Below are 11,280 nucleotides of genomic sequence, written 5' to 3'. Positions count from 1 at the left end.
AGCGACGGCATCGTCCCCGGCCAGGTCGGCCCCGCCGTGGATCGCGGGGGGCACGTCGACTCCCNCACGAGCGCCGCGGGTGTTCTACCGACTCGACGAGCTCGTCGCCGGGCGACCGGATCACGGTCCACGATGTCCGACGGGAGCACGCGGGTGTTCGAGGTGCAGCGTTCGGAGCGCGCCGCGAAGACCGCCTTCCCCACGAGCGACGTGTACGGCACGTCCCCCACGCCCGCGCTGCGGCTGATCACGTGCGACGGCACGTTCGACACCGCGACCGGGCACTACACCGACAACCTCATCGTGTTCGCGACCCTCGTGCACGACTGACCGACAGCCCCACCGACCCGAACTGGAGCCCTGTGATGAACGAGTCCCTGGTCATCATCCCGACGTACGACGAGGCGGAGAACATCCGTCCGATCGTGGCGCGCACCCTCGCGGCCACGGACGACGGGGTGCACGTGCTGGTCGTGGACGACAACTCGCCCGACGGCACCGGTGACATCGCCGAGCAGCTCGCGTCCGAGACCGACCGGGTGCACGTGCTGCACCGCACCGTGAAGGACGGCCTGGGCGGGGCGTACCTGGCCGGGTTCGCGTGGGGGCTCGAGCACGGGTACGACCGGCTCGTGGAGATGGACGCCGACGGCTCCCACCACCCCGAGTACCTGCCGTGGATGCTCGAGCTCGCCGACAGCAACGACCTCGTCCTGGGGTCCCGGTGGGTCAAGGGCGGGCAGGTCGAGAACTGGCCGTGGTACCGGGAGGCGCTCTCCCGCGGCGGGAACCTGTACACCCGTCTCGCGCTCGGGATCGCGGTGCGGGACGCCACGGGCGGGTTCCGGGTGTTCACCCGGACCGCGTTGGAGCGGATCGACCTGGACGGGATCGCGTCGAAGGGGTACTGCTTCCAGGTCGACCTGTGCTGGCGTGCGCTGGAGGCGGGGTTGCACGTGGTGGAGACGCCGATCACGTTCACGGAGCGGGAGCACGGGGTGTCGAAGATGAGCGGCAACATCGTGCGGGAGTCGTTGACGTTGGTCACGAAGTGGGGCATCGCCCGCCGCCTGCGCGAGGCCCGGTCCCTGATCCGCGACCACCACCGCCTGCCCTCCGTCCGCCGCAACGCCCACGTGGTCGAGGGTCGCGCGGCCTGACCGCCCCTGCTGACCGTCCCCGGACACGCCACGGGCCCNACCTCTTCCGAGGTCGGGCCTCTTGCGTGTCCGGACTGTCCGGGCTGTCCGGCTGTTCGGGATAGCGGACCACGACCACGCCCCGTCCGGTGAAGCGGACACCGCCCTGCTCGACGGTGGCTTCGCCGAAGCGGTAGAGCTCCTCGCCCTGCGCCGTCGGCACGGGCACCTCGGCGACGTCGTCGGCGAAGTTCACCACGACGTGCACCGGCGCCGCGTCCGGACCGAGCAGCCCGCGCGACAGCACGAGCCACCGTCGGTCCTCGCTGAGGTGCACCTCGTTCGCCTCGTACCGGTGGTCGACGAAGGCGTGCTCCGTGCGGCGGAGCGCGACGAGCACCCGGTAGGCCGTGAGGATCCGCGACTCCCGCTCACCGTCGAGCGACGACCAGTCGAGCTTCGACCGCCGGAACGTCTCGGGGTCCTGCGGGTCGGGCACGATCGACTCGTCCCAGCCGTGCTCCGCGAACTCCTTGATCCGACCCTCGGCGGTGACCTTGCCGAGCTCGGGCTCCGGGTGCGACGTGAAGAACTGCCACGGCGTCGCGGCCGCGAACTCCTCGCCCATGAAGAGCATCGGGGTGAACGGGCCGAGCAGCGTCAACGCGGCCGCGATGACGAGCGACTCGTCGTCGAGGGTGGCCGCCAGGCGGTCGCCGGCGGCGCGGTTGCCGATCTGGTCGTGGTTCTGGTTCGCGACGACGAGCGCGGTCGTGGGGGACGTCCCACGGTCGATCGGCCGCCCGTGGCGCTTCTTCCGGAACGACGACCACGTGCCGTCGTGGAAGAAGCCGTGGTCGAGCACCTTCGCGAGCGCCGACAGCGGGGCGAAGTCGCCGTAGTAGCCGTTCGTCTCACCGGTCAGGGCCACGTGGACGGCGTGGTGGAAGTCGTCCGACCACTGCCCGGCGAGACCGTACCCGGCGGCTTCGCGCGGCCGGAACATGATCGGGTCGTTGAGGTCCGACTCGGCGATGAGCGACAGCGGCCGACCGACGAACGAGGAGTAGGCGTCCGTCTCCTCGGCCATGGCGGCGAGGACGTGCGGCCTCGTCGTGTCCCGGATCGCGTGCACGGCGTCGAGCCGGAGCCCGTCGACGTGGTGGTCGCGGAACCACATGCGGACGTTGTCGAGCACGTAGCGGCGGACCTCCGGGTGCTCGACGTTCACCGAGTCGCCCCAGGTGTTGCCGAGCCCCTGGAGCAGGTACGGCCCGTAGAGGGGCAGGTAGTTGCCGCTCGGCCCGAGGTGGTTGTAGACGACGTCCTGGATCACGCCGAGGCCGAGCGCGTGGGCCCGGTCGACGAAGCGGTCGTAGGCGTCCGGTCCGCCGTACGTGTGCTGCACCGCGTACCAGGCGACACCGTCGTACCCCCAGTTCCACTCGCCGTTGAACCCGTTGACCGGGAGGACCTCGACGAACGACACGCCGAGCTCGACGAGGTGCTCGAGCCGGTCGGCCGCGGCGTCGAGGGTGCCCTCCGGCGTGAAGGTGCCGACGTGCATCTCGTAGATGACGCCTCCGCGTGCAGGCCGACCGGTCCAGGCGTCGTCCGTCCACGCGAAGCGCTCCGGGTCGACGACCTCGGACGGACCGTGGACGCCCTCCGGCTGGAAGCGGCTGCGCGGGTCGGGGCGGACCGCGTCGTCGTCGTCGATGCGGAAGCCGTATCGGGCTCCGACGTGGGGGAGCACCGCGTCGGTGGTCCACCAGTCGTCGGCGCCACGGGTCAGCGGGTACTCGACGTCGTCGACGACGAGCCGGACCCGGTCGGGGTCCGGCGCCCAGACGGCGTATCGGGCGGGGACGGTCATGCGTGGCCTTCCAGGATCTCGACCTCGGCCTGCGCCTCGGACTCGGCTTCGTCGGCGGTCGTGCCACCGGACGTGGTGGGGGAGCCGTTGCGGGTCGAGCCCGCGGTGTCGGCTCCGGCGGACTCGCGCTCGGTCGCGTCGGCGACGGAGGCCGGCACGAGGAGGGCGACGGGGTAGTCGGCGAGCACCTCGGCGAGGGGGATGCCCCGGGACGCCGGGACGCGCCGCCCGGTCAGGAGGTCCACCCGCTCGACCGGAGCCGCGTGCACGAGCGTGTCGCCCCAACCGCCGACCCGCTCGAGGCCGATCGGCAGGCGGGTCGCGATGGTCACGGCGCCGCCGCGGTCGAAGGCGACGACGTGGTCCGCCGCGATGCCGCTGGCCTCGAGCCCGAGGTACCGCGTGAAGAGCTCCGGGTGGTCGCGCCGCAGCCGCAGTGCCCGGCTGGTGACGAGGACCTTCGCCGCACCGTCGAGCCCGACGGCGGGGAGTCGTTCCGGGCCGGCTTCCTCGGGCCCGTCGAGGGTCGCGAGCACGTGCCGCAGCTCGGCGTGGTCGACCGGACGTCGGTTGTCGGGGTCCACGAGCGACCGGTCCCAGGCCTCGGTGCCCTGGTAGACGTCGGGGACACCCGGCGCCGTCAGCTGGACGAGCTTCGCGCCGAGGCCGTTCGACCAGCCGGCGGCGTCGATCCGCTCGTCGAGGGCGTCGAGGACCGCGACCACCGCCGGGTCGTCGAACGCCGCGTCGACCAGGGCGTGCATGCGCTGCTCGAAGTCCTCGTCCGGTTGCGTCCACGTGGTGCTGTCGCCCGCCTCGCGGGAGGCCTTCTCGGCGTAGGCGTGCAGACGCTCCCGGCTGGCCGGGCGGGCGCCGACGATCGCCTGCCACAGCAGGTCGGCGAGGACCGCGTCCTCGAGCGGGGCGAGCGACTGCAGGCGTTCGAGGGTCGAGGACCACTCGTCGGCGATCTCGGCGAGCACGGCGATGCGGGCCCGGGTGTCCTCGCTGCGCTTGGTGTCGTGCGTGGTGAGCGCGGTCATGGTGTGCGGCCAGCTGCCGAGCCGGTCGCGCTGTGCCTGGTGGAACGCCGTCACGGACAGCGAGAACACGCTCGGGTCGCCGCCGACCTCGGTCAGGCTCGTCAGCCGCGAGGTCCGGTAGAACGCCGTGTCCTCGACACCCTTCGCCATCACCATGCCCGACGTCTGCTGCAGCCGGAGTGCCGCCGCCGAAACCGGGTCGACCAGGCTCGGCGCGATCCGGTCGACGACGTCGGCGAGGTCGGGCCGGGACCCGGCCGCCCGCTCGAGTGCGTCGATGAGGTGGTGTGCACCCTCGGGCAGGTAGGTCCGGTACACCTCGAAGGACGCGATGACCTCGGCCAGGGCGTCCACCACGCGGTCCTCGGGGATCCCGTCGGTGGACGGGGTGAGGAGTCGGGCGAGCCGCCGGACCTCGCTGCCGAGGATGCCGTCCGCGATGCCGCGGCGGGTGTCGTGCGTCAGCTGCTGCCAGTCCGCGGGCTCCGCACCCGACGCCGCCGTCAGTGCCTCGGCACCTGCGGGATCGACGAAGAGGCGGTCGAGCACGCCGAGCGCGTCGTAGCCCGTCGTGCCGTCGACCGGCCACGACGCCGGGAGCTCTTCGCCGGGCTCGAGGATCTTCTCGACGAGCGTGTAGGCGCCGCCGGTGAGCCGCGCGAGGTCGTCGAGGTAGCCCGCGGGGTCGTACAGGCCGTCCGGGTGGTCGATGCGGAGTCCGTCCACGAGGCCGTCGCGGAACCACCCGCCGATCACCCCGTGCGACGCCGAGAACACCTCGGGCTCCTCGACGCGGATCGCCGCGAGCGTGTTCACCGCGAAGAAGCGGCGGTAGTTCAGGTCGTGGTCAGCACGCTTCCAGTGCACGAACTCGTAGTGCTGCCGGGCGTGCACGTCGGCCACCGAGTCGCCGTCGTGGACCGTGCCCGGTGCGGTCGGGTACGCGGTCTCGCCGACGTACAGCCGGTCGCCGCGGAGCTCCACCGCGTCGAGCAGGCGGTCGTCGAGCACCGGGATGCGGATGCGGCCGTCGGCGGCGTCCCAGTCGACGTCGAACGCCCACGCGACCGGCGATCCCTGCCCCTGTTCGAGGAGCGACCACCACCACGGGTTCGCCTCGGGGGTGGCGACACCGACGTGGTTCGGGACGACGTCGACGAGCACCCCGAGACCGGCGGCGTGCGCTGCCTCGGCCAGGGCGCGGAAGGCGTCGTCCCCGCCGCGGTCGACGTCGACGCGGGTGTGGTCGACCACGTCGTAGCCGTGCTGCGAGCCCGGTTCCGCCTGGAGCACCGGCGACAGGTAGAGCCAATCGGCGCCGAGGTCGTGCACGTAGTCGACGATGCCCTCCGCCGCGGTGAGGTCGAAGTCCGGCGTGATCTGCAGCCGGTAGGTCGAGGTGGGGACGCGTCGGGCGTTCATCGGGTTCCTCCGTCGGACGGCGCGGGTGCGCCGGCAGGGTTCGCCGGGGTCACGGCGTCCTGCGTGGCTGTGGTGGTCGGCTGCACGGCGGTCACGTCGACCGGGGTGGTGCGGACCTCGTGGTCGGGTTCTTCGCGGAGGACGATCATCGACCGAGCGGGGACGTCGAGCACCGAGCCGGCGTCGAGGACCTCCTCGCGGGCACCGGGGTCGGCGGTGTCGATGCGGACCGTCCAGCCCGGCGCGTACTCCTCGGGCGGCAGCGTGAACGAGACGACGCCGTCGTGCGCGTTGAAGTAGGTGATGAACGCGACGTCGCTCACCCGCTCCCCGCGGGCGTCGCGCCCGCGGATCCCGTCGCCGTTGAGGTACATGCCGACGCTCTTGCCGAAGCCGGAGTCCCAGTCCTCCGGGTCCATGGCCTCGCCCGAGGGAGTGAGCCACACGACGTCGGGGAGCGGTTCGCCCTCGCCACGACGGACCGGGCGCCCGTTGAAGTAGCGCGTACGGCGGAAGGTCGGGTGGTCGTGCCGGAGCTTCACCACGTCGGCGGTGAACTGCACGAGGTCGTCGTCGGCGTGCTCCCAGTCGATCCAGCTGATCGCCGAGTCCTGCGCGTACACGTTGTTGTTGCCGGACTGCGTGCGGCCGAGCTCGTCGCCGTGCGCGATCATCGGCACGCCCTGGCTGAGCAGGAGCGTCGCGAGGAAGTTGCGGCGCCGCTGGAGCCGCAGTGCGGTGATCTCCGGGTCGTCGGTCGGCCCCTCGACACCGGAGTTCCACGACCGGTTGTGGCTCTCGCCGTCGTTGTTGTCCTCGCCGTTCGCCTCGTTGTGCTTCTCGTTGTAGGCGACGAGGTCGTACAGCGTGAAGCCGTCGTGCGCGGTGATGAAGTTGATGCTCGCCTTGGGCGTGCGACCATCGTGCTCGTAGAGGTCCGCCGACCCGGAGATGCGGGACGCGAACTCGCCGAGCGTCGACGGCTCGCCGCGCCAGAAGTCGCGGACGGTGTCGCGGTACTTGCCGTTCCACTCCGACCACTGCGGCGGGAAGTTGCCGACCTGGTAGCCGCCGGGGCCGACGTCCCACGGTTCCGCGATGAGCTTCACCTGGGACACGATCGGGTCCTGCTGGACCAGTTCGAAGAACGCCGCGAGCCGGTCCACCTCGTAGAACTCGCGGGCCAGCGCGGCCGCGAGGTCGAAGCGGAACCCGTCGACGTGCATCTCGGTCACCCAGTACCGCAGCGAGTCCATGATGAGCTGCAGCGAGTGCGGGTGGCCGACGTTGAGGGAGTTGCCCGTGCCGGTGGTGTCCATGTAGTACCGCTTGTCGTCCTCGACCAGGCGGTAGTACGCCGCGTTGTCGATCCCGCGGAAGGACAGCGTCGGGCCGAGGTGGTTGCCCTCGGCGGTGTGGTTGTAGACGACGTCGAGGACGACCTCGATCCCGGCGCGGTGCAGTTCGCGGACCATCGCCTTGAACTCCTGCACCTGCTGACCGCGGTCACCCGAGGCCGAGTAGTGCGAGTGCGGCGCGAAGAACCCGATCGTGTTGTAGCCCCAGTAGTTCGACAGGCCCTTTTCCTGCAGGGTCGAGTCGTTCACGAACTGGTGCACCGGCATGAGTTCGAGCGTCGTCACGCCGAGCCGCTTCAGGTGTTCGATGACGGCCGGGTGCGCGACGCCGGCGTAGGTCCCGCGCTGCTCCTCCGGGACGTCCGGGTGGGTCTGGGTGAGGCCCTTGACGTGCGCCTCGTAGATCACCGTCGCGCCGTAGGGGACGCGCGGTGCGCGGTCGCCCTGCCAGTCGAAGAACGGGTTGATCACCACGCCCTTCATCATGTGCGGCGCGGAGTCCTGGTCGTCGGTGGAGTCCGGGTCGCCGAACGTGTACGAGAACAGCGCCTGGTCCCAGTCGATGTCGCCGCTCGTCGCCTTGGCGTACGGGTCGAGCAGGAGCTTCTTCGGGTTCGACCGCTGGCCGTTCGCCGGATCGTACGGCCCGTGCACGCGGAAGCCGTACTCCTGCCCCGGGCCGACGTTCGGCAGGTAGGCGTGCCACACGTAGGCGTCCACCTCGACGAGGTCGACGCACTCCTCGTTGCCGTCGTCGTCGAACAGGCAGAGTTCGACGCGTTCCGCGGTCTCGCTGAACAGCGCGAAGTTCGTGCCACTGCCGTCGTATGTCGCGCCGAGCGGGTACGGGTTGCCGGGCCAGGTGTGCAAACGGTCCTCCAGGTGTGGGTGGCGCCAACATATCGGCGTGGCCTGCCCACGTCCGCAGACAAGCACCAGCCGTGCACGACCGAGTCGGATCGCCGACCTGTGGAGGAACCGCCGAGTAGCCTCGCGCGCATGGCCAACATCGTGAGTCAGATCGCAGACAAGGTGCGTCCCGTCGGGGTCAGCACGAACTACGGGGAGCCCGTCGAGGTCGGCGACCAGACGCTCATCCCGGTCTCCATCGCCTGGTTCGGCTTCGGCGGCGGCGGGGACGACGAGAACGGCGGCGGCGGCGGTGGCGGCGGCACGTCGATCCCGGTCGGCGCCTACGTGCGGCGTCCCGGCAAGGACCTCGAGTTCGAGCCGAACCTCGTCTCCCTGCTCGCGGTGAGCATCCCCGTGATCTGGGTGACCGGCACGGTCCTCCGCAAGCTGGTGCGCGTCCTCAAGAAGTAGCGGACGACGGCCGGGAGGCGCGTGCCGTCCCCGCCACGCGCCTCCCGGCTCTCACGCGCGCACCGCGCGCGTGTGACCCGCCGCGAGCAGTACACTGCTGGCACACACACGGGAGTCCGATCACCGGGCTGAGAGGGAGCGAACGGCGCTCCGACCGTCGAACCTGATCCGGATCATGCCGGCGCAGGGAGGAGTCACCACCATGCCTTCGCGCACCCAGTCAACCGTCCCCTCCGGCACGTCGACGCTGCCGGCCCCCAGGCGCTCCCTGCGTTGGCGGGTCGTCGACATCGTCGTCGCGAGCGTCCTCGCCGTCGCGCTCGGCGTCGTCTTCAAGCTCTGGGACCTCGGTTACGAACCGATCAGCGTCGCACTCGGGCTCGTGCTCCCCGGCGCGCAGTCGCTCATCGGCGGCGTCTGGCTGCTCGCCGGACCGGTCGTGGCGATCGTCGTCCGGAAGCCCGGCGCCGCGCTCTACGGCGAGATCGTCGCCGCGTCCGTCGAGGCGCTCCTCGGCACCCAGTGGGGGTGGGGCACCCTCGAGGCAGGCCTCGTGCAGGGGCTCGGCGCCGAGGTCGTCCTCGCGCTCTTCCTCTACCGCGTGTACCGGCTGCCGGTCGTCGCGCTCGCCGGTGCGGCCGCCGGTCTCGCGCTCGGCATCAACGACTCGATCCTCTGGTACCCCGGCTACGCCACGGCGTTCAAGGTGGTCTACATCGTCTGCGCCGTCGTCTCCGGTGCGCTGATCGCTGGCGTCGGCTCCTGGTTCCTCGTCCGGGCGCTCGCCCGGACCGGCGTGCTGTCGTCGTTCGCCGCCGGACGCGAGCACAGCCGGCGCGCCCGCGCGTGACCGGCGCCGCCCGCATCGCGTTCGCAGGCTGGGGCTGGCGGTACCCGGAACGATCCGAGTGGGCCGTCCGTGGCGTCGACCTCGTCGTCGAGCCCGGCGAACGGGTCGCGGTCGTCGGGCCGTCCGGCGCCGGCAAGTCGACGCTGCTCCGAGCCGTCGCCGCCGTGCTGCCCGACGAACCCGACGCGACCGACGACACCGCCGCCGAGGTCGAGGGCACCCTGCTCGTCGACGGCGCCGACCCCCGCGACGCCCGCGGCCGGGTCGGCCTCGTCATGCAGGACCCCGAGGCGCACACGGTGATGTCGCGCATCGGCGACGACGTGGCCTTCGGCTGCGAGAACACCGGCGTCCCGCGCGACGAGACCTGGGAGCGGGTGCGATCAGCGCTCGAGGTCGTCGGCCTCGACCTCCCGCTCGACCGGTCGACGGCCGAGCTCTCCGGCGGCCAGCGACAGCGGCTGGCGCTCGCCGGCGTGCTCGCGATGCGCCCCGGAGCACTCGTGCTCGACGAGCCCTGCGCCAACCTCGACCCGGCCGGCGTCGAGCAGGTCCACGACGCCGTCCGTGCCCTGCTCGAGGCGACCGGTGCCACGCTGCTCGTCGTCGAGCACCGCATCGGTACGTGGCTCGACCTCGTGGACCGGCTCGTGCTGCTCGAACCCGGGGGCGGGGTCGTCGCGGACGGTGCCCCCGCCGCGGTGCTCGCCGAGCACGGCGATGCCCTGACGGCGGCCGGCGTCTGGGTCCCCGGCGCCGAGCCCGCGCGGGGGAGCGCCCGGACCGGCCGCGACTCGCCCGACGACAGCGTGCGGCTCGACCCCGTGCTGCCCGACTCCGTGCTGCTCGAGGCCGTCGGGCTCGGCACCGCCCGTGGCCGCGGACGCGGTGGTCGCCGTGTCGGCACCGGCATCGACCTCGCCGTCCGGGGCGGGAGCGTCACCGCCGTGACCGGTCCGAACGGCGTCGGGAAGTCCACGCTCGGCCTCACCCTCGCCGGCCTGCTCCGGCCCGCCGACGGGGTCCTCCGCGCCACACCGGCACTCGCCGGGCAGGCGGGACCGAGCCCACACGCCTGGACGAGCCGCGCCCTCGCCGCCCGGGTCGGCACGGTCTTCCAGGACCCCGAGCACCAGTTCGTCGCCCGCACGGTCCGCGACGAGCTCGCCGCCGGGCCCCGCGCGCTCGGACAGGACGACGTCGACGGGCGGGTCGGGGAACTGCTCGACGCGTTCCGGCTCGCACCACTCGCGGACGCCGACCCGTTCACGCTGTCCGGCGGGGAACAGCGACGCCTCGCGATCGCCGCCGTGGTCGCGGCCCGCCCGCCGGTCGTCGTGCTCGACGAGCCCACGTCCGGACAGGACCGCGCGACGTGGGAGTCGGTCGTGCGGCACCTCGGCGCGCTCGCCGACGCCGGGACCGCGATCGTCGCGATCACCCACGACCGTGACCTCGTCCGGGCGCTCGACGCCGACGAGGTCGTGCTCACCGCGACGGGCGCAGCCCCGGCGCCCATCGGGGGTGCGCGGTGACCGCCCCGGCGGCCGCGGACGCGCGGCGGACGCCACCCGCGCCTCCCGGCCGTCACCTGCCGCCGCCCGCCCCCCGCGGCCTCCGCGGTGTGCAGCCCGTCGCCGCGCTCCTCGGCGTGCTCGCCCTCGGGGTGTGCCTCGTGCTGAGCCTCGACGTCGTGTCCGCGGCCGTCGCCCTCGGCCTCGAGGTCGCGCTGCTGCCGGTGCTGCGCATCCCGGTGCGCACGGTGCTGCTGCGGACCGCCCCGGTGCTCGTCGCCGTCCCCGTCACGACGCTGAGCATCGCACTGTACGGGCGGCCGTCCGGCCGCGAGTGGTTCGACCTCGGCTTCGCGCACGTCACCGACGGCTCCCTGGTGCTCGCGGTCGCCACCGGGCTGCGTGTGCTCGCGATCGGGCTGCCCGGCATCGTGCTCTTCGTCCGGGCGGACCCGACCGACCTCGCGGACGGCCTCGCCCAGGTGCTGCGGCTGCCGGCCCGGTTCGTGCTCGGCGCGCTCGCGGCGGTGCGGATGATGACGCTCCTCGGCGACGACTGGCGGCAGCTCGCGATGGCGCGGCGGGCACGCGGGCTCGCCGACACGGGTCGGATCCGTCGTGGCGCGTCGATGGCGTTCTCCCTGCTCGTGCTCGCGCTCCGGCGTGCGACGACGCTGGCGGTGGCGATGGAGTCGCGGGGGTTCGGGGCGCCCGGTCGCCGCACCTGGGCGCGTCCGGCCCGTTCGCCGCCCCGA

The 11,280-nt window shown here is 72.5% G+C and carries 9 protein-coding genes and 1 riboswitch; of the genes, 6 read left to right on the top strand and 3 right to left on the bottom strand.

Annotation, left to right across the window (positions count from 1 at the left end):
• Nucleotides 1-132: 132 nt before the first annotated feature.
• Both I59_RS22490 and I59_RS01860 read left to right on the top strand, forming a co-directional pair.
• Nucleotides 133-330: a sortase domain-bontaining protein gene (locus I59_RS22490; RefSeq protein ID WP_022902420.1), complete on the top strand. Its 198-nt coding sequence runs from the start codon at nt 133-135 to the stop codon at nt 328-330.
• Between the two features lie 35 nt (nt 331-365).
• Nucleotides 366-1,160, top strand: a complete 795-nt coding sequence (locus I59_RS01860) for a polyprenol monophosphomannose synthase (RefSeq protein ID WP_022902419.1) — start codon at nt 366-368, stop codon at nt 1,158-1,160.
• Here I59_RS01860 and treZ read toward each other — a convergent pair.
• From treZ to glgX, 3 genes are read right to left on the bottom strand one after another with little or no spacing between them, the layout of a single operon-like run.
• Nucleotides 1,045-3,015, bottom strand: coding sequence for a malto-oligosyltrehalose trehalohydrolase (treZ, locus tag I59_RS01855; protein ID WP_022902418.1), 1,971 nt, complete (start codon nt 3,013-3,015; stop codon nt 1,045-1,047). The genes I59_RS01860 and treZ overlap by 116 nt on opposite strands.
• A complete protein-coding gene (gene treY / locus I59_RS01850; RefSeq protein WP_022902417.1) occupies nt 3,012-5,480 on the bottom strand; it encodes a malto-oligosyltrehalose synthase in 2,469 nt (822 codons plus the stop codon). The genes treZ and treY overlap by 4 nt, the downstream gene beginning before the upstream one ends.
• The gene (gene glgX, locus I59_RS01845) at nt 5,477-7,708 is read right to left on the bottom strand and encodes a glycogen debranching protein GlgX (RefSeq protein WP_022902416.1); all 2,232 of its coding nucleotides are present in this window, start codon (nt 7,706-7,708) and stop codon (nt 5,477-5,479) included. The genes treY and glgX overlap by 4 nt, the downstream gene beginning before the upstream one ends.
• A gap of 129 nt (nt 7,709-7,837) precedes the next feature.
• Between glgX and I59_RS01840 the strand changes: the two genes are divergently transcribed.
• The 4 genes from I59_RS01840 to I59_RS01825 form a co-directional block, all read left to right on the top strand.
• Entirely contained in the window at nt 7,838-8,161 is a 324-nt protein-coding gene (locus tag I59_RS01840) for a hypothetical protein (protein WP_022902415.1), read from the top strand.
• Between the two features lie 98 nt (nt 8,162-8,259).
• Nucleotides 8,260-8,369: riboswitch (TPP riboswitch) on the top strand.
• Entirely contained in the window at nt 8,364-9,011 is a 648-nt protein-coding gene (locus tag I59_RS01835) for an ECF transporter S component (RefSeq protein WP_022902414.1), read from the top strand. (Overlaps the previous riboswitch by 6 nt.)
• On the top strand, nt 9,008-10,546 hold the full coding sequence (locus I59_RS01830; RefSeq protein WP_022902413.1) for an ABC transporter ATP-binding protein: 1,539 nt from the start codon (nt 9,008-9,010) through the stop codon (nt 10,544-10,546). Before I59_RS01835 ends, I59_RS01830 begins: the two co-directional genes overlap by 4 nt.
• A gap of 89 nt (nt 10,547-10,635) precedes the next feature.
• Nucleotides 10,636-11,280: energy-coupling factor transporter transmembrane protein EcfT (locus tag I59_RS01825; RefSeq protein ID WP_148286042.1), on the top strand; the 645-nt coding region annotated here is incomplete at its 3' end.

The sequence above is a fragment of the Curtobacterium sp. B8 genome, assembly GCF_000333315.1.
GTDB lineage: Bacteria > Actinomycetota > Actinomycetes > Actinomycetales > Microbacteriaceae > Curtobacterium > Curtobacterium luteum.
Note: the sequence above shows the minus strand (reverse complement) of the source record. Positions and strands in the feature narration are given on the sequence as shown.